This is a genomic window from Oliverpabstia intestinalis (genome assembly GCF_009696065.1).
In the GTDB taxonomy this organism is placed as follows: domain Bacteria; phylum Bacillota; class Clostridia; order Lachnospirales; family Lachnospiraceae; genus Oliverpabstia; species Oliverpabstia intestinalis.
Window position 1 is genome coordinate 87,079 of the sequence record NZ_VUMS01000011.1, and the last position, 23,576, is coordinate 110,654.

The following is a 23,576-nucleotide window of genomic DNA, read 5'->3' on the forward strand; positions in this document are numbered from 1 at the left end:
GTTAGAATATAATATGAGATTTATGAATTCGATAGAATCTTTTGCTGTCGCTAAACAGAGTAAATACTTGTGAAAAAGAATGGAAAGTTTTGTAATGGATGGATATTTTTATGTATTGACTACAATTGATCTTTTTGTTTTATGCTTTATGTGCATACTTACACATCTGAGTGAATCGCTTAGCAAAAAACAAAAGCGAGGTTTTTTTATGGCCTATCTTATGATCGCAGGAATTTCAGTGCTGGAGGTCATAACAGTGGTTGTGGATGGCTTACCGTCCGGATACCGATGGCTGAATATTGTGTCTAATTATCTGGGGTTTGGCCTGTCGCCGGCGGTGTCTGTCTGTCTTGTATATGTATTGGACAGAAAGACAGCTCTCCGACGCAAGATCAGAATTGCAGTGTGTTGTGAGATCGCATATCTTATGTTTTTGCTGGTCTCTGTTCCATATGGAATGGTATTCTCCGTGAGTGTGGATAATATGTATTCACGTGGTCCGCATTTTTACATATATGTCATCATGTATTTTGGGGCAATTTTGTATCTTTCGATATCTACGATCATCACAGCCAGAGAATTTCAGAATCGCAGCAGGATGCTGATCTATCCATTGATTCTTTTTGTGATGGTTGAAACAGTCATTCAGGTTGCACTGCCTGAACTTCATGTTACATGGCTATGTGTTACGTTGCTTTCTGTATTATATTTTATCTATTGTAATGAGATGTGGAATCAGTTGGATGCACTCACAGGACTTTTGAATCAGAACAGCTATTTGAACCAGACCCAAAAGATAAAATACAACAGTGGAGTGCTGGTAGTGTTTGATGTGGATGATTTCAAACAGGTCAATGACTGCCATGGTCACGTGAAAGGTGATCTTTGCCTTGCGGGTATTGCGGAATGTATCAAAAAAGCATATGCAGACTTTGGATATTGTTATCGTATAGGTGGTGACGAGTTTTGTGTATTATTGAAGAACAGAGCGAAAGAAGAAGAATGCAGACAGGAATTTTTGCGGCGGTGGGTAGAGAAAAGAAGAAAGTTCACATTTTTACCAACCGTTTCTTACGGATCAGCTCCATTTTCAGGTGAAGATATTGCAGTTGTCAAAGACAGAGCCGATCAGGATATGTATCAATATAAAAAAGGACGAAAGAAACATGGCAGTTCAGGTGTGCTGAGTGAGCAACAAAAATATCAAAACTAACAAAAGTTCGGATGCAAAGTCCCTTGCCAATCACCAATACATGTGTTAATATACTTGAAACACAATTTGCACTGCATATCAATCTACAGTACAAACTGAGCAGGCGATGGAGATCCATGGGGCCGGGCCCGACAAGGGCAGCAGATGAGAACGTGACATCTGTGGGACAGTAGTTTACTTATATTGTCCCATGGGTGTTTTTTTATTGTAAAGAAGAGTGATGATGAAGCCAAAAACGGAGGTAAAACTTATGAAACAAAAAGATTTACAGGATTCTGCAAAACGTGCGGCTCTTGGAAAGCTGTCCGGCCTGGTAGGGATTGTATGCAATGTCGGTCTGGCGGGAAGTAAGCTGGCAGTCGGAAAACTTTCGGGTTCCATGTCGATTACAGCAGACGGCTTAAACAACCTGTCCGATGCGGCAAGTTCCATCGTGACGCTGACCGGATTCAAACTGGCAGAGAAACCGGCAGATAAAGAACACCCTTACGGACATGCAAGGTTCGAGTATCTGGCAAGCCTTACGGTGTCGGTGATGATCTTGTTTATCGGATTCGAGCTGGCAAAAAGTTCGGTGGAGAAGGTGCTTCATCCGGTGGCAGTAGAATTTTCTCTTCTGTCCATGATTGTCCTGATTGCATCGATTCTGGTAAAAGCAGGGATGATGATCTTTAATACCAGGATGGGAAAAAGAATTGATTCCACGACGCTGATAGCTACCGCAGCAGACAGCAGAAATGATGTGCTGACGACAACGGCGGTTCTGATCGCTGCTCTGATCGAGCATGCAACCGGATGGAAGGTAGATGGTATCATGGGAATTCTGGTGTCTGTCTTTATTCTCTGGAGCGGCATCGGACTGGCGAGAGATACGATTTCCCCACTTCTCGGAGAAGGAGTAAAATCTGATTTTCGGAAAGAACTGACAGAAGAAATTATGACCTATCCCATGGTACTTGGCTGTCACGATCTGATGGTACATGATTACGGTCCGGGAAAACGGTACGCGAGTATCCATGTGGAATTTGATAAAGATGACAATCTGATGGCGTGTCATGAAGTGGTGGATCAGATCGAACGGAAATGCCTGGAAGAATACGGAACAAATCTGGTTATTCATCTCGATCCGGTGATCACAGACGATGTGGAGATTAACCGGATGCAGAAGCTGGTGAAACAGTGGCTGGTACAGAAAGACAGCCGACTTGCGATGCACGATTTTCGGATACATTCGTGTGACGATAAGATCAAGGTGGTTTTTGATCTGATGATTCCGGATGAATTGCAGGGGAAAGAGGAAGAAATCAAAGAGTCACTGGAGAACTTTTTAAACCAGGGAGAAGGAGAAGAGTATCAGGCAGATATCACCTTTGACCCGGAGGCAGACTGGTAAAAATAAATATGGGACTGCGGAAAATCGAAAGAAAAATTATTACATTTTCCTGTGAAATGATTATAATACCTTAGAGCGTGTCTAAAAAAGGCTTTTCGTGAGCTGCGAGTTTCAGTTTGTGGAAATGATTTTTCAGACACGCTCCAGGTAACAAAAATCATAAGTAAGAGGATAAAAGAAAGGAAAACAGGAAATGGAAAAAAACGGGGGAAACAGTACCATTCGGGATATGACATCCGGGAGTCCGGTAAAACTGATCATACAGTTTATGATTCCCATGTTTCTCGGAAACATCTTTCAGCAGTTTTATAACATTGCAGATTCTATCGTAGCAGGACAGTTTCTCGGGGTGCGGGCACTGGCAGCGATCGGAAGTACCGGTTCGCTGATGTTTTTTGTCACCGGCTGGCTGAACGGACTCAGCAGTGGATTTGCGATTCTCGTAGCACAGTGGTTCGGTGCAAAAAAATACGACCGGATGCGTCACTATGTGGCAATGTCCATCTATTTGATGCTAGCATTTGCTGTAACCATGACGATAGGTTTTGAAATTGCCAACCGTCCGATCATGCATCTGATGAATTATTCAGAAGAGATTATGCCGGATGTAACTTCCTATATGGGAATCATCTATGCCGGTCTGATCGTAACGGCAGCCTATAACGCGCTGGCAGCATTCCTGCGTGCACTGGGGGATTCCAAATCACCGCTCTATTTCCTGATTATTTCAGCGGCGATCAACGTACTGTTGGATATTGTATTTATCATCTATGTGGGCATGGGAGTGGAAGGCTGTGCGTATGCAACGGTGATCGCACAGGCAATTTCAGCGATTTTATGCCTGATCTACATCGTGAAAAAATTCCCGATTCTTCATCTGAAAAAAGAAAACTTTACAGTTTCTTTTCAGGAGCTGGGAAAACTTCTGGCACTCGGTATTCCGATGGCATTGCAGTTTTCTATCACCGCGATCGGTGTCATTGTGGTGCAGGGCGCGATCAATGTATACGGGGAAAATTATATGGCAGGGTTTTCGGCAGCAGGAAAACTGCAGAATATTTTCAGTACCGTGTTTGTCGCTTTTGGTGCGACCATCGCTACCTATGTTGGACAGAACCGCGGAGCGGGGAAAATGGACAGAGTCAAACAGGGTGTGCGCTGTACGCAGCTGATGATCTTTGTATACAGCATCTTTGCCATGCTGATCCTGTATTTCCTCGGAAGACATATGGCACTTTTATTTATTGATGCATCGGAGACGCAGGTACTGGATGTGGCGGAGACATATTTCCACACAGTATTCTGGTGCTATCCGTTCCTTGGAAGCATCTTCCTATATCGAAACGCCCTGCAGGGACTGGGCTATGGTCTGGTGCCGATGGTCGGTGGAATCTTTGAACTGGTGGCAAGAACCGGAATTATCATGCTGGTAGCAGGACACACCAGTTTTGCCGGGGTATGTCTGGCAGATCCTGCTGCATGGATCTCTGCGCTGATTCCGTTAATTCCCTATTATATCTATACGATGCGGAAATGGGAAAAACAGAGTAAAGTGAAGATGACAGCAAATTAAATTATTTTCGTGCCTGCTTTGGAGATTTGTGATATTTGTTTCGATACGCCTTGTAGAAGGTTGTATAGTTGCGAAATCCGCTCTGATAGCAGGCATCGGTGACAGAAACGCCCTGTTCGATGGCATGATTTGCCAGATAGAGGCGTTTTTCTGTTATGTATTTTCCAATCGTATATCCGGTTTCGTCACGAAACAGATGCATCAGATAGGAGCGGTTCAGGAAGGCAGCATCTGCGATTTTGTCGATGGACAGGTCTTGTGTCAGATGAGCATTGATATAGTCAAGAATCTGTAAGATCTGTGGATTGGCGGTGGGAAGAATCAGAGAGATTTTCTGATTTTCCTGCTTCAACAGATAACGGTTCAACAGCAGAAGATACTCTGCGAATTTTAACTTCTGATAAAAAGAAGTACCAAAATCTTCCGAAGAAAATGTTCGGATCAGCTCCTGCAAAACCGGATATAATGAACCGGAAAAATAATCGGGAATGCGGATCAGATTTTCATGAGCTTCCAGTGCATGGGAAAAACAGCCGGAGAGGTCACATTCCCCGGAAAGGGTTGAAAAATAGTTCGGTGAGATATACGCGATCAACCGGGTATAGGTTGCACTGGGATGCACCACCGGGCAGTGGATCTCACCGGCAGGAATCAGCACCTGATCGCCCGGTTTCAGATCGTATTCCCGGCCCTCCACCCGGTAGCTTACCGTTCCGTTCAGGAAAATCAACAATTTGTGAAAGTCATGATAGTGATAGGCATATTCCCGCCCGGGCAGATCTTCAAGATAAAAAAGCCGGAACGGATTGTTCAGATATCCGCTTTTCTGATAAATATCTGGCATGATAACCTCCTTTGTGCTAGAGCCTTTTTTAGACACGCTCTAGGATGCATAAATCTGTTACTGTCAGTATACAGCACTATTTTGAATATATACAGCAGAAAAAGAAAATTTATTTAAAAAATTTCTGTTATAATAAAAGTATCAAGAGGTGAAAAACGAAAAGGAGTAAAGGATATGGCCAGACAGATTATTTTTCATAAATATCAGGGGACAGAGAACGGATTCCTGATCTATGACATCAGAAAAAATGGTGGAGAGATGAATGATGGACTGCTGCATATGATCCGGAGCCGAAACTTCGGTTTGGATTTGGATGGTATTCTGGTCGGACCATATCTGGTCGATGGCAGTCTGGAGATGAAGATGTTCGACCGCCAGGGACATGAAGTAAGTATGAAAAAAGAGAGTACAGATGTACCGATCTCTTATATGAAAGAAGCAGGTTATCTCCCGGGAGAATGTCCGCAGACGGAGCAGAGACCGGAAAAGATATACTGCTGGTGTTAAAGCCAGGCAATAGATGAGTATGGAACAGTTATGAAAAAAGAATATCGAGAGTTTCCTATATGGACGAATGGACGAAAGCCCCTTTCTGTGTTATGATAAATCGTAATAAATGCGATAACTATTCAGTAGACAGGATCTGCGAAGTTACTGAACAGTTACAAATAACGACAGAAAGGGGTATTTTCGATGGGATTTACATCAGAAAATAAACCGGAAAAACAGATTACGATGGGAATCCTGGCACATGTGGATGCGGGAAAGACCACTTTGTCCGAAGGTATTTTATATACTTGTAAAGCGATTCGGAAGCTGGGACGTGTGGATCACCAGGATGCATTTTTAGATACGAATACCTTAGAGAGAAACCGGGGAATCACGATTTTTTCAAAACAGGCAGAGTGTACCCTTGGGGAGTTCGGGATCACGCTTTTGGATACGCCTGGACATGTGGACTTTTCTGCTGAGATGGAGAGAACGCTGCAGGTTCTTGACTATGGGATCCTGGTTATCAGCGGGGCAGACGGTGTGCAGGGACATACAGAGACACTGTGGCGGTTGCTTTCCCGATATCAGATTCCGGTTTTTTTATTCATCAACAAGATGGATCAGCCGGGAACAGACCGGGAGACTTTGCTTGTGGAATTAAAAGAAAAATTGGATACAAATTGTGTGGATTTTTCCGCGGATCAGACCAGTGAAGACTGGAAGGAGCAAGTGGCCGTCTGTGATGAACAGGTGATGGAAGCCTATCTGGAAGGAGAAGAAATCAGCAGAGTGCAGATTCAGAAAATGGTCCGGGAGAGAAAACTCTTTCCATGTTATTTCGGGTCGGCACTGAAGCTGACCGGTGTGAAAGGATTCCTGGAGGATCTGAAACTTCGTATCCGGGAGTCATCGTATCCGGAAAGTTTTGGGGCAAAGATTTATAAAATTACCAGAGACAGTCAGGGAGAACGGCTTTCCCATATGAAGATCACCGGCGGAGCACTGAAGGTGAAATCGGTACTTTCGAATGGAAAACCGGGGGAGAGCGGCGAGGGCATCTGGCAGGAAAAAGTCAATCAGATCCGTATCTATTCCGGGGAAAAATATACGATGGTTTCGGAAGTAAAAGCAGGAACGGTCTGTGCGGTGACCGGGCTTACTGCGACATATCCCGGGCAGGGACTGGGAAGCGAACAGGCATCCGATATGCCAGTGCTGGAACCGGTGCTGTCTTATCGTATCGGACTTCCGGAAGAAGTTAATGTGCACCAGGCACTGCTGCAGCTTCGACAGCTGGAGGAAGAGGAACCACTGTTACATATTGTATGGAACGGAACGCTTGGAGAAATCTATGCACAGGTCATGGGAGAAGTACAGATCGAGATCTTAAAAAGTCTGATCAAAGAACGTTTCGGTATGACTGTGACTTTCGATGAGGGAAATATTGTCTATAAAGAAACGATTCTTGAACCAGTGGAAGGAATAGGTCATTTTGAACCGCTGCGTCACTATGCGGAAGTGCATCTCCTCTTAGAACCGGGCGAAACAGGAAGTGGCCTTACCTTTGCCACAGATTGCAGCGAGGATGTGCTGGACCGGAACTGGCAGCGGCTGATTCTGACCCATCTGGAAGAGCGGGAACACAAGGGGGTGTTGCTCGGAGCTCCGATCACGGATATGAAGATCACACTTCTGACCGGACGGGCACATATCAAACATACCGAGGGCGGGGATTTCCGTCAGGCGACGTATCGTGCCGTAAGACAGGGACTTCGCAAGGCGAAAAGTCAGTTACTGGAACCGTATTATGAGTTCCGGTTGGAAGTGCCTTCGGAGCAGGTAGGACGAAGCATGACCGATATCCAGAAGATGTTCGGAGAATTTGATCCGCCGAAGACAGAAGGCGAGATGACGGTGCTGACCGGATCCGCGCCGGTTGTCACGATGCGAGATTATCAGAAAGAAGTGATTTCCTACACCAGTGGCAGGGGAAGACTCTCCTGTACCTTAAAAGGATATTATCCGTGCCACAATCAGGAAGAAGTCGTGGAGGCGGTTGGATACGATCCGGAAGCTGATCTTGAGAATCCGACCGGATCGGTCTTTTGTGCACACGGTGCCGGGTTTGTGGTCAACTGGGATCAGGTGGAAGAATATATGCATGTGGAGAGCGGCTGGAATGCACCCGCCGGTCAGGAGACGAAACCGGAGAAGCCGGTAACGGCGAAAAACTGGAAAGAAGAAAATGAAAAATACCTGGCGACCGAGAAAGAGCTGGAAGAAATCTTTGAGCGTACCTACGGTCCGATCCGGAAACTTGGAGAAGAACCGCCGGCCGGCAGGAGTGTAAAAGGTTGGAAAAAGAGCCGCTGGGATCCGCTGGAAGGATACGGCAAATCAACCAGTGACTATAAACAGAAAAAAACGCCGGATGGAGAAAAAGAGTATCTGCTGGTGGACGGTTATAACATCATTTTTGCCTGGGAGGATCTGAAAGAACTGGCAGCAGTCAACATCGACGGTGCCCGGGAAAAACTGATGGATATTCTGTGTAATTATCAGGGATTCAAAAAATCCACGCTGATTCTTGTATTTGATGCTTACAAAGTGAAAGGCAATCCGGGCAGCGTGGAAACATACCATAATATTCATGTGGTTTATACGAAAGAGGCGGAAACCGCCGACCAGTACATTGAAAAAACGGTGCATGAGATCGGGAGAAAATACCGTGTGACAGTTGCCACCTCCGACCAGCTGGAACAGGTCATCATTCTGGGGCAGGGTGGACAGAGAATGTCGGCACGGGAACTGCTGGAAGATGTGATCGAGGTCAGCCATCAGATTCGGGAGACTGCAAGACAAAAAAGTTCTTCAGAGAAAAATTATCTGTTTGACCATCTGGACGAAGAAACAGCAGCACGTATGGAACGGATCCGTCTGGGGGAGGAAGAGGTTTGAGATACTATATGGCTCCCCTCGAAGAGGTGACGGGATATGTTTTTCGCAATGCATATCATGCATATTTTTATCCTTTTGATAAATATTTTGCTCCGTTTGTCGCAGCAAAAGAACAAAAGGGACGACTTTTTAATTACAAAGAACGAAATGATATCCTGCCGGAGAATAACCGGGGAATAATACTGATCCCGCAGATTCTGACAAATAACAGTGAGGCTTTTATCCGCACCGCAAGGGGGATGCAGGAATATGGCTATGAGGAAATCAATCTGAACCTGGGGTGCCCTTCGAAAACGGTGGTGAACGGGGGCAGAGGTTCCGGTTTTTTACAGGACAGAGAAGGACTGCGTAAATTTCTGGATAAGATTTTTGAACAGCTGGACATGAAAATTTCCATTAAGACCAGACTGGGACGTTACGATCCTGAAGAGATTGGACCGCTGATGGAGATTTTTAACGGTTATCCGTTGGAAGAGCTGATTATTCATCCGCGGGTAAGGGAAGATTTTTATAGTGGAACACCACGGCTGGATGCATTTTCCGGGGCATACGAGGTGCGGAAAGCCCCGCTTTGTTATAACGGCGATATTTTTACGGTGGAGGATCTGAAAAGGATAGAAAGAGAATTTCCACAGATTACAGCGGTGATGATCGGAAGAGGTGTTCTTCGACATCCGGGGCTGACCGGACAGCTGCATGGAAAAGACTTACCGGAAAAATCGGTATGGGAAGCATTTGCCGGACAGCTGAGGGATGAATATGTAAGAATCTCGATCAATGAAGAGAAGGCACTATTTAAATTAAAGGAAATCTGGAGTTATCTGCGCTGGTCTTTTCCGGAAAGTAATATCTGGGACCGACAGATGAAAGTGGCAGGAGATCTGGAAACATTTCTTTATGGAATGAGAAATCTCCTGGACACATACGATCCGGAAAAAATACCGGAAAAGAGAGGAATTCCGGGGTTGCATAATAGATAGGAGAAAGCTAAAATAATACTGATTGAAAATAATGAGCAGCGAAAAGAGTGGGGAAAAAACATGGAAACAGAACCGGGAGAAAAGAAACATCTATTTACTAACAAACAACTGTGGGCATTGCTGGTGCCGGTGGTTGTGGAACAGATTCTGAATTCTCTGATGGGAACGGCAGATACGATGATGGTCAGCAACGTGGGATCGGCGGCTATCTCGGCGGTATCGCTGGTGGATTCGATCAATGTGCTGGTGATCCAGGTGTTTGCTGCGCTGGCAGCAGGAGGAACCATCATCTGTTCCCAGTACATGGGACAGAAAAATACAAAAAATGCCACCGATGCGGCAAAACAGCTGATTTTTATTATCACGGCGATTGCTGTAGTACTGACTGTAGTCTGTGTGGTATTTCAGATTCCACTGTTGCATCTGATCTTCGGAAAAGTGGAAGCGGAAGTAATGATCAATTCCGAGATATACTTCCTGTATACAGCCCTTTCGTTTCCGTTTATTGCAGTTTTTAATGCGGGATCTTCCGTATTTCGGGCACAGGAAAATACGAGACTGCCTATGACCATCTCGGTGATCTCTAATATTATGAATATTGTGGGAAATGCGATTCTGATTTTCGGTTTCCATATGGGAGTGGCCGGTGCGGCACTGTCCACACTGATTTCAAGAATTTTCTGTGCGATCGTTGTCATGTATTTTCTGCGTAGTCCAAAAGAAGAGATATGTGTGCGGGATTACACAAAGATCCGCCCGGACAGGCATAAGATTAAGATGATCCTGGCGCTTGGTATCCCGACGGGTATCGAAAACGGGATGTTTCAGTTTGGTAAGCTGGCGATTCAGTCTACGGTATCGACTCTTGGTACTGCGGCAATCGCAGCACAGGCGATGACAAATATTCTGGAAAATCTGAACGGTATTGCAGCCATCGGTATCGGCATCGGTCTGATGAATGTAGTAGGAGAGTGTATCGGTGCCGGAAGAAAAGATGAGGCGATATACTATACAAAAAAGATGTGCCTGGTATCTGAGGTAGTTATCATCATCAGTTGCCTGCTGGTGTTTGCTCTGACAAAACCAATCATCCATCTGGGAGGTATGAGCGCAGAGAGTGGTAGGATGTGTTTCTTTATGGTGACCTGGATCACCATCATCAAACCAATCGTATGGGTACCGGCTTTTATTCCGGCATATTCCATGCGGGCGGCAGGCGATGTGAAATTCTCCATGATATTATCATGTACGACCATGTGGCTTTGCAGGGTAACATTATGTGTGGTTCTTTGTCGTGTTTTTGGTTTCGGACCGATTGCGGTCTGGATCGGTATGTTCTCTGACTGGACACTCCGTGGTATCTTTTATACCCTGCGGTTTCATGGAAGAAAATGGCTGGATCATAAGGTGATCGAGTAATTATTCAGCATCGCCAAAGGCATTTATATACATTTCGGCTCGTAATGGTGAGAGTACTGAAAAGTTACGTAATTGGTTAAAAATATCAGTTGAGAAAGAGGAGACGGATTGTGGGAGAACGATTAACGAAACATGATGTGGAGAAAATAGAAAAAGAGATTGAATACCGGAAACTGGTAGTTCGAAAGGATGCTATCGAAGCAGTAAAAGAGGCAAGAGCCCAGGGCGATCTCAGCGAAAATTTTGAATACTATGCGGCAAAAAAAGAAAAAAATCAGAATGAGAGCCGGATCCGGTATCTGGAGAGAATGTTAAAGACGGCAGTTGTGATTTCAGAAGAGTCCAAAGAAGATGAAGTGGGACTGAACAATACAGTGACACTGTACATGGAAGATGACGATGAGGAGGAAACCTATCGTCTGGTAACTTCGATCCGCGGCAATTCTCTGAGCGGGCTGATCAGTACCGAATCACCGATCGGGAAAGCGATTCTTGGACATAAAGTGGGTGACCGGGTAGAGATTAAAGTCAGTGATGATTTTTCTTATTATGTGGTGATCCGGAAGATTGATAAGACAGAAAGCGAAGCGGACGATAAGATTCGGAGCTTTTAAAAGGAGGAGAAAAGATGCACTTAGAGGAGCGAATCAAAAACGGGATGCCTTTTTATGAACATGGACATACAGATCCGATCGATATCGAACAGGAAAAGAAACTGGAAGCGCAGAGACGTCACTGCAAAGAAGTGATGTTTGACTATAACAACACCCGTCCGAGCGAGGATGTGAAGAAAAAAGAAATTCTGAAAGGGATTCTCGGGCATTGTACGGACCGTGTGTTTATTGAAAGTCCGGTACATATGTCTTACGGTAATCATGTTCATCTGGGGGATCAGTTTTATGCCAATTTTAATCTGGTCATCATAGATGATATGGATGTGTATATTGGCAATCAGGTCATGATCGGTCCAAATGTAACCATCTGTACCACCGGTCATCCGGTCTATCCGCTGTATCGAGAGATGGGTGCACATTATTCGCTACCTATCCACATTGGCAATAAGGTATGGATCGGAGCAAATTCTGTTGTGCTCCCTGGGGTAACGATCGGAGATAATTCGGTGATCGGTGCGGGAAGTATTGTTACGAGAGATATTCCTGCCAATGTGGTTTCCGTGGGCAACCCATGCCGTGTGATACGCGAGATTACAGAAAGAGACCGGGAATATTATTTCCGGGATATGAAAGTAGATTTTCCATATACCTTACGAGAAGAAGGATGAGAGAAATGATCACGATTAAGGAAATTGCAGATCAGCTGGGGGTCAGTGCCACAACTGTTTCCAATGTGTTAAATGGACGCGCCGGAAAAATGTCACAGGAGACCAGACAACGTGTCGAAGAAGCATTGCTCCGTAATCATTATGTGAAAGAAAAGAAAAACAACAGAGGGGAACCGCAGCATCATCTGGTAGCGGTCCATATTTGTCTTGGAAAGAAAAAACATGTGCTGACGGATCCCTTTTGTGGGGGTCTGTTGGAGGGGATTGACCGGGAACTGCGAAAATACGATCGCGCCATGGTTTGCGGAACGGTAGACGATAATGAGAGTTTTGCAAAAGTACTGCAGAATTCCAATCTGGAAGGTGCGATCCTGCTTGGATGTAAAGCAGAGTTTTGTACCGCTCTGGTACATCAGATCCCCATTCCCATTGTCTTTGTGGATTCCTATGGAGAAGGATTTGACAATATCGGATTGGAAGACTATGAGGGTGGGTATGAGATGACCTCTTATCTGATCGGTCAGGGACATCGAAAGATTGCCTTTTTTGGGGATCAGCAACATCCAATGGGAAGTAATCTGTGTAGATTTCGCGGACTGCAGGATGCGATGGAAGAACATAAGCTGGAGTTTGACAAAGATGATTATTTTTATCTTCCCCAACATGATAATTACCGACACGAAGTGCTGCGGCAGTTTGCACAAAACGTGAAGGAAAGCGGCTACACGGCGGCGTTTTTTACCTCGGATTTTCTGGCAAATGAAGCTATCAGTATCTTTTATTCGCAAGGAATCTCTGTGCCGGAAGACCTGTCGGTAACCGGTTTCGATGATAATATTTATGCAAGACTTTCCAGGCCGATGCTTACGACCGTGCGGCAGAAGCCGGAAGAAAAGGGAAAAGAAGCAGTTGGGCTTCTGATGCGGCGCATCTATGGAGAAGAGGTGCCGGTGGGCAGGATGAGACTACCCACGGAATTAATTGTACGGGAAAGTGTTCGCAATTTGGCTGACAGATAGCAGTTGCGGACAGGGTGAGAAAAATGAAAAAGAGTGAATTTTTACAGGGAATTCGTCACGGAATTCCCATTTGTTTGGGATACTTTTCAGTATCGGCGGCATTTGGAATTACAGCGGTTCGTTCCGGCCTGCCGCTATGGACAGCTGTGTTGATATCCCTGACTAATGTAACCAGTGCAGGTCAGTTTGCCGGGGTGAATCTGATGGTAGCCGGAGGTTCTATGATTGAGATTGCCATGACCACGCTGATCATTAATATCCGTTATTTCCTGATGTCTCTGTCTGTTTCTCAGAAAGTGGAAAGTAAGATGTCCATGAAGAAGAGACTGGGGATCGCTTATGGAATTACAGATGAGATTTTTGCAGTTTCCATGCAGCAGCCCAGGAAATTAACAGCTTCCTATATGGCAGGACTGATCCTGACGCCGGTTGTTGGCTGGACGCTTGGGACTTTTGTGGGTGGTGCTGCCACCCAGCTGATGCCGCAGAAATTATCCAGTGCCATGGGAATTGCTTTGTATGGTATGTTTATTGCCATTATCATTCCTCCGGCCAGAGAACAAAAAAATGTGCTGTTTACGGTGATTTTGGCAATCGCAGCAAGTGTTGCCTTTTCCAGTCTTCCTGTGCTGAAGCTTCTGTCCGGTGGCTGGGCGATCATTTTGATCACGATTCTGGTCAGTGGAATTGCGGCATGGTTATTTCCGAGAAATGAGGAGGAGAATGCAGGGTGAGTACAAAGTATATTATTGCCAGTATGTTTGTGATGGCATTGACAACTTATGTGATCCGTATGCTTCCAATGGCAATTTTCCGAAAAAAGATCAATGATAAACGAGTACAGTCGTTTCTGTATTACGTGCCCTATGCGGTGCTTTCGGCGATGACCTTTCCGGCGATTTTTTCCAGTACGGGATCTGAGGTGAGTGCAGTTGTCGGCTGTGTGGTGGCGATTGTGCTGGCGTATATGAAACGGGGATTGCTTACTGTGGCTGTCGGAGCCGCGGTGGCGGTTTTTCTTGTACAGATGATTGGATTTTAAAAACTTCCGGGATGGATTTCAGTGAAAATAACGGAGAAATCTATCCCGGAAGTTTTATATTTAAAAGATGAAAGAATGGTTTTAAGAGGGTTCCGGAAGCCGGGTGCCAGGTTACAACCGGATCGTGAAGGAACAGCAGGCGAACCAGGTAGGTGAGCACAAAGAGGGCAGCTACAGATCCGAGAAGAAGGTAGTGACGGCTCCAGTTAATCCAGGGATCGAGATAATATCCTAGCAGGAAAAACGGCAGCAGGAAAAACAACGGATGGTAGGAAAATGCGGCGGCAAAGTCCAGGCGCAGAGCGGCGAGAAGCGCGCGGGTCATTCCACAGCCGGGGCAGGAGATGCCGAAAAAGAAGCGGAACGGACAGCCGGTAAACCAGGTCAGCAGATGGTAGGAAAGAATGACCGCGCATAACGTTTTTGTTTTGGATAAAAATATTTTTTTCCGGTTGGGATCTTTGAAAATGATTTCCAGATGCATAGATAAAATATCCTTTATTGTTCAGATTTTGCGACTGAAATCAGCCTGTCTGTAATTATAGATGCAAAATAAGAAACGGACAAGAGAAAATTAAGAGAAGCTTCATTTTCTGAGGGGGTTGTGCCATTGTGAGAGATTTTCATTGATGGTATAATAAGTGTATCAAATAACAGAACATGACAGAGGAGACGAACGTATATGAGAATAAAAAGAAGAAATGGTCTGGTCAGTGCACTGCTAGGGCTCGTGACCTGCGGTCTGTATCATATCTTTTTCTGGTATCAGTATGGGGAAGATACCAACTGGGTTTGCAGAGATGACCGGAAAATGACGCAGAACTATATCGTGGCATGGATCCTTTCCTGGATCACCTGTGGCATCTACGGACTGTACTGGACGTATCAGCTGGCATCCCGGCTGGATCAGGCAGGTGACCGCTATAACGTGCATATCGAATCACCGGTGATCTTTACGATCGTGATGCATATTCCGTTTTTATCGTACTTTTATGCCTGTGATGTGATGAACAATTTCGCAGACGCCTATGAAAAGACCGCACCACATCAGACCGAAAGCCAGCGGGATTATTACTACTATACCGGGAATACCACAGCCCAGACACCGCCGCCGGTATGGCCGACTTCCGGTTCCAATCCGAATGGCACATCGGTGAATCCAAACGGTTTTGATTTCAAATCCACAATGGAAGATGTGGGAAATAATCTGAAAGATAAGGCAAAAGAGCTTTTTGGAGAGAATCATCCGTCAAACAGCAGTCAGAATCAGCAGCCGGTCAGAACGGCAGGTACCTGCCCGAACTGTGGAGCAGAACTTGAACCCGGAGCAGAGTACTGTAAAAAATGCGGATATCCGGTGGAAAAATAAAGAGAATATACAATGCAACAAAAATCCAGGCAACGGTGAAAGCCGGCTGCCTGGATTTTTATGTATAAGCTTTATTTATTCTTTTCCGTCAAAGCAGTAAGTACAAACTTTGCATGGTTCGAGTCCGATGGAAGCCACCATATCGTCGAGACGATGATACCGCAGAGAAGTAAAGTTCAGCTGTTTGCCGATCTCGTCGAGCATCTCATGGTAGTTATGGGAATCCGGGTTTGCGTAGTCTTCCAGGACTGCTTCCGTCACGGTTCCTTCCCGTTTCTGGATCACACGGCGGGTGATCAGATCCATTTCGGATTTGGAACGGGAGAAGTTCAGGTATTTGCAGCCGTATAATAGTGGCGGACATGCCGGACGGATATGTACTTCTTTTGCTCCGCTCTCGTACAGGAACTGGGTTGTCTGACCAAGCTGTGTACCACGCACGATAGAGTCGTCGATCAGCACCATGCTCTTGTCTTTGATCAGTTCACGTACCGGGATCAGTTTCATGTGAGCAATCTGCTCTCGCTGACTCTGATGTGTCGGCATAAAGGAACGCGGCCAGGTTGGGGTATATTTGATAAATGGGCGGGCAAACGGAATACCGGAACGGTTGGCATAACCAATGGCATGTGCGGTACCGGAGTCCGGAACACCTGCAACAATATCCGCAGATACATTATCGCGCTTTGCAAGCATATCGCCGCAGTTATAACGCATCTGTTCTACGTTGATTCCTTCGTAGGAAGAGGTAGGATAACCATAGTAAACCCATAAGAAGGAGCAGATCTTCATTTCATTTTTTGCCGGAGAAACAGTTTCCACACCATCCGGTGTAAAGAAGACAATCTCAGATGGTCCCAGTTCTTTGTAGTCATGGTAACCGAGATTAAAATAAGCAAAGTTCTCAAAAGAAGCGCAGATCGCATCCTCTTTCTTTCCGAGGATCAGTGGAGTACGGCCTAATCGGTCTCTGGCCGCATAGATACCTTCAGGAGTCATAACCAGCATGGTCATAGATCCTTCAATAACATCCTGCGCGTAGCGAATGCCTTCGATCAGAGAAGATTTCTGATTGATGAGAGATGCCACCATCTCTGTAGCGTTAATATCTCCACCGCTCATTTCGAGAAAATGTGTGCAGCCGTTGGCGAAAGAACGTTTTACCAGTTCGTCCATATTATTAATCTTACCAACAGTTGTGATCGCAAAACTTCCCAGATGAGACTGAACTAAAAGCGGTTGCGGTTCTGTATCAGAGATACAGCCGATACCGAGAGTACCCTCTAATTCCTGCACGTCCCGTTCAAATTTTGTACGGAAGGGAGCGTTCTGGATATTGTGGATCGCCCGGTTGAATCCGCCTTCTTTGCCGTAGACTGCCATGCCACCCCGGCGTGTACCAAGATGGGAATGATAGTCAGTTCCAAAAAATAAATCAGACACACAATTGCTTTTTGATGCAACTCCAAAAATTCCACCCATATTTGTTCTCCTTTGTTCTATGAATGTTTGGTTGGATGTAGCTTCCGAAAACAACTGCTTCCGGAAACCGCATTTCAAATCACGTACCCCATTATATAATGGTGATTCCTGTTTCGCAAGACAAAATTTTGCACAATTTTCCTCCGGTATTTTGAAAAAATACTGAAAATGGAAGAAAAACCGGAGAGATGGTCTTGTATTTTTTCACGGGAAATCTATAATAAAAGCGTAACTGTTCAGTACCTTCACTGTTACATAACACCGGAAAAATACAGGTATCGGAACCGGATAAACAGTGAAAGGAAGATTATGAAGAAAAACAGATGGGAACAGACATACAGGGAAGGAGGACCTATCATGCGAAATATGGAGTTTAAGATGGAACGTCAGGGACTTCTGACAGTGGGACAGGAAGTGGATGTGACAGAAAGTGCTCTGCCAACGTCATATTATTATACGATACAGCCAATGATTGCCATGAGTAAAAACTATCCCGGTTATGAAAGACTGCAGTCACGAAAAGGGATTGTAAAAGATATTAAAGAAACAGACCGGGGATATTATACGGTGGTGGAATTTGATGAGGAGGATATCGGGAACTGATACCGGTGATTCATCAAAAGACACAGAAAATAAAAAGAACATTCCAAATAAAACGGAATGTTCTTTTTTTAAAATCTGCAAGATATAATGGTTGCCCGGGTGATTCAGAGGATCCGGGACTGATTAATTATTCGGACGGAAAGTGAGTGAATCGTCGGTCATGGACTCTACGATAGCCAGAGACTCCAGGCGAACACCCATCTCACGGATTTTCTTTCCACCTTCCTGGAAGCCCTTTTCGATAACTATACCAGCACCTTCCAGAGTGGCACCTGATTTGTTTACAATGTCGATCAGACCCATCAGTGCGCAGCCGTTTGCCAGAAAATCGTCAATCAAGAGTACATGATCTTCCGGTCCGAGGAACTTCTTGGAAAGGATGACATCATATACTTTCTTGTGTGTAAAGGATTCTACTTTGGAGGTAAACATCTCTCCGTCCAGATTCAGGCTCTGTGCTTTCTTTGCGAAAACAACCGGAACATGGAAATACTGTGCTACCAGACAGGCAATACCGATACCGGAAGCTTCGATAGTAAGAATCTTTGTGATCGGTGCATCGGCGAACCGGCGTTGGAATTCTTTTCCCAGTTCATTGATGAATGCAATGTCCATCTGGTGATTTAAGAAACTGTCTACTTTTAAAACATTTCCCGGTTTGACAATTCCGTCTTTTAAGATACGTTCTTCTAAAAGCTGCATGTGCTTTCTCCTCCTGCTGTTTATCACTCATTTATTTTTCTTTCGTAAATGTTCAGTACCTTCACAGTTACGAGTCAAAATGCATTTAAAATCACCTTAAATGTATTTTAATTTCTTGTATGCCATGATACAACCTTACGGTTGGAAAGGCAACAGTTTTCTCACTTTTTCTTACGGATGTGTTGTCCTTTTTACAAAAGATTGTTATAATAAAAACGGTGTGGGAGGGACGATAGATGAAACAATATGAAGTCATCAGAGAAATTATAAACCAGTGTCCGCTGAATCATTCCAGAGATCAGTTTTTTGAGGAAATCCAGTGTGAAGATCCGGAAATCTATATCCGGGAACGATGCGGAGGCCGGAAAGAAACTTACGAAAAAAGCATTCAGAAAGATGGCAGTATAGTATTTGACGTCTATTTTTCCGGGATGCATCAGCGATATACATTTTCCGAGATCTGATCGGGGAATGTATGAATGGGAGGAAAAAGATGGGAGAGCATGTACATGTACTGGAAGATGGAACGGTTGTCAAGCACAGTCATACCCATACCCATGAAAACACAAAAGCGGTAATTAACCGGTTGTCAAGAGCTATCGGTCATCTGGAATCGATCCGTCGGATGGTGGAAGAAGGCAGAGACTGCTCGGAAGTGCTGATCCAGCTTTCGGCAGTCAAATCGGCAATTAATAATACCGGAAAAGTGATTTTACAGGATCACATACAGCATTGTATTGTGGATGCAGTTAAGGATGGGGATATGGAAGCACTGGAAGAACTGAACAAAGCAATCGATCGCTTTATGAAATAAAAAGAGAAAAGAGGAAAGACAATGGCAAAAGAATGTAGCAACACATCCTGCAGCAAAGAAAGCTGTGAAGGATGTCCAAGCAAACAGCCCAAGAGTATGCTGGAAGAGATGAACAGCCAGTCCAACGTAAAACATGTGATTGGCATCGTCAGCGGAAAAGGCGGCGTTGGTAAATCCTTCGTTACCGCATCTCTGGCAAATAGAATGGCACAGAAAGGTTACAAAGTAGGTATCCTGGATGCGGATATCACAGGACCCTCCATCCCGAAGATGTATGGTGTCAAGGGCCCGGCACAGGCAGTAGATGCCGGTATCTATCCGATCGAGGCAAAAAACGGCATTAAGGTAATGTCTGTAAACCTGCTGCTTCCGAGAGAAGACGAACCGGTCATCTGGAGAGGACCGATTCTGGCAAATATGGTAAAACAGTTCTGGACCGATGTGATCTGGGGAGATCTGGACTATCTGTTCGTAGATATGCCGCCTGGAACCGGTGATGTACCGCTGACAGTCTTCCAGTCTCTGCCGGTAGAAGGTATCGTGATCGTATCTTCCCCGCAGGATCTGGTAAAGATGATTGTACGTAAAGCTTATAAGATGGCACAGATGATGAAAATCAATGTGCTGGGTGTTGTGGAAAACTACAGCTATCTGGTATGCCCGGACTGCGGAAAACATATTTCTGTATTCGGTGAGAGTCATATTGATGAGATAGTGGCAGAGCTGGGAACAGAAGTGCTCGGCAAGATGCCGATCAATCCACTGTATGCGGAAGCAGCCGACAAGGGAGCTTTCCATGCGGTAGAAAATGAATATCTGGATAAAGCAGTAGAAAAAATCGTTGGATAATCCTTCAGAGGAACAGTGTGAAAATGCTGTTCCTTAATTTGTAACTATTCAGCACACCGTTATTCCGCGAGGTGTTTTGGCATGAATATGCCAAAATCCCGAGACATGCAAGTCAAAATCCCATCGCCGAAGGCGATTTTTCATGGATTTTGACTCGTAACTGTGAGGGTACTGAACAGTTACCTTAATTTTTATGTTGTTTTTGACGAAATTTGAAAAAGAGAAGCTGATTTTCAAGAGAATATTGCCCGCTTTGAATTGTAAACGATTTCAATGCGGAGAGAATGCTGTGCAAATAGCAAAAAAACAGGTGAAAAATGTAAAAGAAAGCACTAAAAATAGTGCAACACCAACATAAAACAGAGAAGATTAAAAAGTTGACAAATTTCGCATCAGATGCGATAATCAATTCTCGAAATATGTGGTACTACCAGTTGGAAAAGGGAGTACCGATATTCTACACCGGTACACAGATTTTGTTACCGCGAGTTCCAGAAAGGATTGATATAATGCAGGATATGAAAACAAGCAAAATCAAATTAAATGAGGCGAGTGAAGTGGAAGAATTTGTGAAGGCGGCTGGAAAATGTGACTTTGATATTGACATCTTCTACAATCGTGTAATTATTGATGCAAAATCTATTCTCGGAATCATGAGTATGGATCTGACACAGGAACTTACCGTTCAGTGTTATGGAGAAGACAAAGAATTCGACAAAGCAATTCAAAAATTTGCAATTTCATAAAGGTATCTGAAAATGATTTGATATGCGAAAAAAGAAAAATCTTCCGTGGTGAAGCCAAATGGTTCCTGCGGAAGATTTTTCTTTTGATTTACGGAAATATAGGCAAAGGCTGGTGGATGAGTTATAATAAGCAAAGTGAAAGGTGGTGGGCGGATGGAAAAAGAAGAAGTAAAGATTTCGGTCAGGGAGCTGGTGGAGTTTATCCTGCGTTCCGGTGATATAGACAACAGGAGAGGCGGATGGGCAGATAAAGAGTCGCTGGCAAAGGGAACCAGAATCCACAAAAAGGTTCAGAGACAGATGGGAGCTGCTTATCAGGCCGAGGTGCCGCTCAACTGCCGCTTCTGCTATGAAGATCTAGATTTGCTCGTGGAAGGCCGGGCGGATGGAATAGAGGAAAAAGAAGATCATGTGATGGTTGATGAGATCAAAGGCGTACACCGGGAACTCAGGTTTGTGGAAGAACCGGTTCCGGTACATCTTGCACAGGCCAGGTGTTATGCGGCGATCTATGCAGAACAGAATCAGCTGGAACAGATGGAAGTACAGATGACATACTGCAACATGGAAACGGAAGAGATTCGCAGGTTCTCCTATATGTTCGATGCGCAGGAACTGAAAACATGGTTTCAGAAACTTGCCGATACCTACTATATCTGGGCCCACTGGCATCAGGAGTGGAAAAAAGTGAGGAATGCATCCATGATCGGACTGGAATTTCCTTTTCCTTACCGGGAGGGACAGCGGGAACTGGTACATGGTGTTTACCGGACCATTTTGCGGGAAAAGCAGCTGTTTATCCAGGCACCTACCGGTGTGGGCAAAACGATGTCATGTCTATATCCGGCTGTGCGCTCCGTTGGAGAAGGAATCTCAGAAAGAATCTTTTATCTGACTGCAAAAACGATTACCCGTACGGTTGCAGGGGAAGCTTTTGAAATCCTGAAAAAGCATGGACTTCGCTGGAAGTCTCTGCTTTTGACTGCAAAAGAAAAATTGTGTGTGTGTGACAGCATGGAGTGTAATCCGGCAGCCTGTGCAAGGGCAAAGGGACATTTTGACCGGGTAAATGATGCGGTGTTTGAGCTTTTGGAGAAAGAGGAAATATATGACCGGGAGAAGTTGCTTTCTTATGCGGAAAGGTATCAGGTCTGCCCGTATGAGATGAGTCTGGATCTCGCCGTCTGGGTGGATGGAGTGATCTGTGATTATAATTATGCGTTTGATCCACAGGTATATCTTCGCCGTTTTTTTGCGGAAGGTGTTAAAGGAGATTACGTATTTTTGATCGATGAGGCTCACAATCTGGTGGAACGAGGACGGGAGATGTACAGTGCGGTTTTGTACAAGGAGGATATCCTGAGAATGAAAAAGCTGGTGAAGCCATACAGGAAAAAGCTGGAAAAAGCACTGGAGCGGTGTAACCGGCTGATGCTTGAGTGGAAACGGGAATGTGAGACCTGCCGGGTTCTTCCGTCCATTGGGAATTTTTCGCTGGCATTGCTTTCTGTGATGGGTGAAACGGAAAACTATCTGGAGGAACTTGGTGATGGAGAACTTCGAAAAGAACTTCTGGATTTTTATTTTGAGGTGCGGAGTTTCCTGTATATCAGTGATCTCATCGATGAAAATTATGTAATTTATACACAACATGATGAGGATGGAAGATTTCGTGTTAAACTGTTTTGTGTGAATCCGGCACAGAACCTGCAAAACTGTATGGATAAAGGGAGAAGCACTGTTTTCTTTTCGGCTACATTACTTCCGGTGATGTATTACCGGGAGCTTTTAAGCGGACGAAGTGATGATTATGCGATCTATGCACAGACACCCTTTGCCAAAGAACAGAAGTGTCTGATCCTCGGCCGGGATGTGAGCAGCCGGTATACAAGGAGGGGACCTGAAGAGTATGGGAAGATTGCAGAGTATATTCATGCGGTAGTGTGTTCTCATACCGGAAACTATATGATTTTCTTCCCGTCGTATCGAATGTTGGATGATATTCTGGAACGGTACATGGAACTGTATGGGACGGATGGGGTGGAGATTCTACAGCAAAGTCCGTCGATGCAGGAGAAAGAACGGGAGGATTTTCTGGAACGATTTGAGAGTGAAAATACAGAGACGCTGCTTGGATTTTGCGTGATGGGAGGAATTTTTGCGGAAGGAATCGACCTCATTGGAGAGCGGCTTGTTGGAGCAGTGATCGTGGGAACTGGGCTTCCACAGGTGAGTTATGAGAGAGAGATTCTGAAGCAGTTTTATGACAGAAAGAAGGAGAATGGGTTTGATTATGCATACCGATTTCCGGGAATGAATAAGGTGCTGCAGTCTGCAGGAAGGGTGATTCGAACGAAAGAAGACCGGGGAGTGATTTTACTTCTGGATGAGAGGTTTTGTTTGCCGGATTATACGGGGCTTTTTCCACGGGAATGGGAGGAGTATGTGGTTTGTGACCGGAGGGGAGTTGGGAAGGTTCTGGAAGAGTTTTGGGGGAGATAGGGGGGAGAGTGTGGCGAAAGGGACGCCGCGGGCAACAAAGCCTGGGCGGACAACGTGGGCAGAGCAACTTTGAGCTAGCCGATAACTTCGGCTATGATTCACAAGGGTCAGCTGACCCTCGCGAAAGCCTACGTAAGCGTCGGATCTTAAAGCTTGCTCTAACCGCCCACAAAGTGTTGTCCGCCCAGGCTTTGTCGCCCGCGGCTGTGCTTTAGCAAAGGGGAGGTGGAGTGGGTTCAGGACGAGAGGTAATGGCAGGGACTGCGGTGGATGAAGGGGACGAACAGGCGCCTG

Annotated in this window: 23 protein-coding genes and 1 riboswitch; of the genes, 19 read left to right on the forward strand and 4 right to left on the reverse strand. The window is 45.1% G+C overall.

From position 1 onward, the window contains the following. Positions 1 to 208 precede the first annotated feature (208 nt). From FYJ57_RS07420 to FYJ57_RS07430, 3 genes are all read left to right on the forward strand, one after another. On the forward strand, positions 209 to 1,213 hold the full coding sequence (locus tag FYJ57_RS07420; protein WP_235904484.1) for a GGDEF domain-containing protein: 1,005 nt from the start codon (positions 209 to 211) through the stop codon (positions 1,211 to 1,213). 85 nt (positions 1,214 to 1,298) lie between these two features. Beyond that, positions 1,299 to 1,385: riboswitch (NiCo riboswitch) on the forward strand. Positions 1,386 to 1,463: 78 nt separating this feature from the next. Continuing rightward, a complete protein-coding gene (locus FYJ57_RS07425; protein ID WP_154432207.1) occupies positions 1,464 to 2,606 on the forward strand; it encodes a cation diffusion facilitator family transporter in 1,143 nt (380 codons plus the stop codon). 193 nt (positions 2,607 to 2,799) lie between these two features. After that, positions 2,800 to 4,179 carry an MATE family efflux transporter gene (locus FYJ57_RS07430; protein WP_154432208.1) on the forward strand — a complete coding sequence of 460 codons (1,380 nt, stop codon included), beginning with the start codon at positions 2,800 to 2,802 and terminating at the stop codon, positions 4,177 to 4,179. 1 nt (position 4,180) lies between these two features. Here FYJ57_RS07430 and FYJ57_RS07435 read toward each other — a convergent pair whose 3' ends face one another. Then, the gene (locus tag FYJ57_RS07435) at positions 4,181 to 5,023 is read right to left on the reverse strand and encodes an AraC family transcriptional regulator (protein ID WP_154432209.1); all 843 of its coding nucleotides are present in this window, start codon (positions 5,021 to 5,023) and stop codon (positions 4,181 to 4,183) included. Between the two features lie 174 nt (positions 5,024 to 5,197). On the opposite strand from FYJ57_RS07435, the gene FYJ57_RS07440 reads away from it, so the two are divergent. The 9 genes from FYJ57_RS07440 (at position 5,198) to FYJ57_RS07480 (ending at position 14,215) form a co-directional block, all read left to right on the forward strand. Continuing rightward, the gene (locus FYJ57_RS07440) at positions 5,198 to 5,530 is read left to right on the forward strand and encodes a diaminopimelate epimerase (protein WP_022170830.1); all 333 of its coding nucleotides are present in this window, start codon (positions 5,198 to 5,200) and stop codon (positions 5,528 to 5,530) included. Between the two features lie 186 nt (positions 5,531 to 5,716). Beyond that, positions 5,717 to 8,473 carry a translation factor GTPase family protein gene (locus FYJ57_RS07445; RefSeq protein WP_154432210.1) on the forward strand — a complete coding sequence of 919 codons (2,757 nt, stop codon included), beginning with the start codon at positions 5,717 to 5,719 and terminating at the stop codon, positions 8,471 to 8,473. Continuing rightward, positions 8,470 to 9,453: a tRNA dihydrouridine synthase gene (locus FYJ57_RS07450; protein WP_235904486.1), complete on the forward strand. Its 984-nt coding sequence runs from the start codon at positions 8,470 to 8,472 to the stop codon at positions 9,451 to 9,453. The genes FYJ57_RS07445 and FYJ57_RS07450 overlap by 4 nt, the downstream gene beginning before the upstream one ends. 60 nt (positions 9,454 to 9,513) lie before the next feature. Next, positions 9,514 to 10,872 (forward strand): MATE family efflux transporter, encoded by a 1,359-nt coding sequence (locus FYJ57_RS07455; protein ID WP_154432211.1) that lies wholly within the window; start codon positions 9,514 to 9,516, stop codon positions 10,870 to 10,872. Between the two features lie 110 nt (positions 10,873 to 10,982). Beyond that, positions 10,983 to 11,486 (forward strand): transcription elongation factor GreA, encoded by a 504-nt coding sequence (greA, locus tag FYJ57_RS07460; RefSeq protein WP_022170834.1) that lies wholly within the window; start codon positions 10,983 to 10,985, stop codon positions 11,484 to 11,486. Between the two features lie 14 nt (positions 11,487 to 11,500). Continuing rightward, a complete protein-coding gene (locus FYJ57_RS07465; protein WP_154432213.1) occupies positions 11,501 to 12,154 on the forward strand; it encodes a sugar O-acetyltransferase in 654 nt (217 codons plus the stop codon). A 5-nt stretch (positions 12,155 to 12,159) separates the two neighbouring features. Then, positions 12,160 to 13,173 carry a LacI family DNA-binding transcriptional regulator gene (locus FYJ57_RS07470; protein WP_154432214.1) on the forward strand — a complete coding sequence of 338 codons (1,014 nt, stop codon included), beginning with the start codon at positions 12,160 to 12,162 and terminating at the stop codon, positions 13,171 to 13,173. Between the two features lie 23 nt (positions 13,174 to 13,196). Beyond that, the gene (locus tag FYJ57_RS07475; RefSeq protein ID WP_154432215.1) at positions 13,197 to 13,907 is read left to right on the forward strand and encodes an AzlC family ABC transporter permease; all 711 of its coding nucleotides are present in this window, start codon (positions 13,197 to 13,199) and stop codon (positions 13,905 to 13,907) included. After that, the gene (locus FYJ57_RS07480; RefSeq protein WP_227616513.1) at positions 13,904 to 14,215 is read left to right on the forward strand and encodes an AzlD domain-containing protein; all 312 of its coding nucleotides are present in this window, start codon (positions 13,904 to 13,906) and stop codon (positions 14,213 to 14,215) included. The genes FYJ57_RS07475 and FYJ57_RS07480 overlap by 4 nt, the downstream gene beginning before the upstream one ends. Before the next feature lie 40 nt (positions 14,216 to 14,255). Here the strand turns inward: FYJ57_RS07480 and FYJ57_RS07485 are convergent, their stop codons facing one another. Then, entirely contained in the window at positions 14,256 to 14,699 is a 444-nt protein-coding gene (locus FYJ57_RS07485; protein ID WP_106491944.1) for a DUF2752 domain-containing protein, read from the reverse strand. Positions 14,700 to 14,897: 198 nt separating this feature from the next. On the opposite strand from FYJ57_RS07485, the gene FYJ57_RS07490 reads away from it, so the two are divergent. Beyond that, the gene (locus FYJ57_RS07490; RefSeq protein ID WP_154432216.1) at positions 14,898 to 15,584 is read left to right on the forward strand and encodes a DUF4234 domain-containing protein; all 687 of its coding nucleotides are present in this window, start codon (positions 14,898 to 14,900) and stop codon (positions 15,582 to 15,584) included. Positions 15,585 to 15,659: 75 nt separating this feature from the next. Here the strand turns inward: FYJ57_RS07490 and FYJ57_RS07495 are convergent, their stop codons facing one another. Further along, on the reverse strand, positions 15,660 to 17,066 hold the full coding sequence (locus tag FYJ57_RS07495) for an amidophosphoribosyltransferase (protein WP_022170841.1): 1,407 nt from the start codon (positions 17,064 to 17,066) through the stop codon (positions 15,660 to 15,662). 309 nt (positions 17,067 to 17,375) lie between these two features. On the opposite strand from FYJ57_RS07495, the gene FYJ57_RS07500 reads away from it, so the two are divergent. Beyond that, positions 17,376 to 17,669 carry a hypothetical protein gene (locus tag FYJ57_RS07500; RefSeq protein WP_321070645.1) on the forward strand — a complete coding sequence of 98 codons (294 nt, stop codon included), beginning with the start codon at positions 17,376 to 17,378 and terminating at the stop codon, positions 17,667 to 17,669. A 123-nt stretch (positions 17,670 to 17,792) separates the two neighbouring features. On the opposite strand, the gene FYJ57_RS07505 is transcribed toward FYJ57_RS07500, so the two are convergent. Further along, the gene (locus tag FYJ57_RS07505) at positions 17,793 to 18,371 is read right to left on the reverse strand and encodes a xanthine phosphoribosyltransferase (RefSeq protein WP_022170843.1); all 579 of its coding nucleotides are present in this window, start codon (positions 18,369 to 18,371) and stop codon (positions 17,793 to 17,795) included. Positions 18,372 to 18,607: 236 nt separating this feature from the next. On the opposite strand from FYJ57_RS07505, the gene FYJ57_RS07510 reads away from it, so the two are divergent. The 5 genes from FYJ57_RS07510 to FYJ57_RS07530 all read left to right on the forward strand — a co-directional run bounded on the left by FYJ57_RS07510 (position 18,608) and on the right by FYJ57_RS07530 (position 23,282). Then, a complete protein-coding gene (locus FYJ57_RS07510; protein WP_154432217.1) occupies positions 18,608 to 18,835 on the forward strand; it encodes a hypothetical protein in 228 nt (75 codons plus the stop codon). A gap of 29 nt (positions 18,836 to 18,864) precedes the next feature. Continuing rightward, a complete protein-coding gene (locus tag FYJ57_RS07515) occupies positions 18,865 to 19,185 on the forward strand; it encodes a metal-sensing transcriptional repressor (RefSeq protein ID WP_022170845.1) in 321 nt (106 codons plus the stop codon). Between the two features lie 21 nt (positions 19,186 to 19,206). Continuing rightward, positions 19,207 to 20,034: an Mrp/NBP35 family ATP-binding protein gene (locus tag FYJ57_RS07520; RefSeq protein WP_022170846.1), complete on the forward strand. Its 828-nt coding sequence runs from the start codon at positions 19,207 to 19,209 to the stop codon at positions 20,032 to 20,034. Between the two features lie 518 nt (positions 20,035 to 20,552). Next, positions 20,553 to 20,780, forward strand: a complete 228-nt coding sequence (locus tag FYJ57_RS07525; RefSeq protein WP_154432225.1) for an HPr family phosphocarrier protein — start codon at positions 20,553 to 20,555, stop codon at positions 20,778 to 20,780. 153 nt (positions 20,781 to 20,933) lie between these two features. Next, positions 20,934 to 23,282 carry an ATP-dependent DNA helicase gene (locus FYJ57_RS07530; protein WP_154432219.1) on the forward strand — a complete coding sequence of 783 codons (2,349 nt, stop codon included), beginning with the start codon at positions 20,934 to 20,936 and terminating at the stop codon, positions 23,280 to 23,282. Positions 23,283 to 23,576 lie beyond the last annotated feature (294 nt).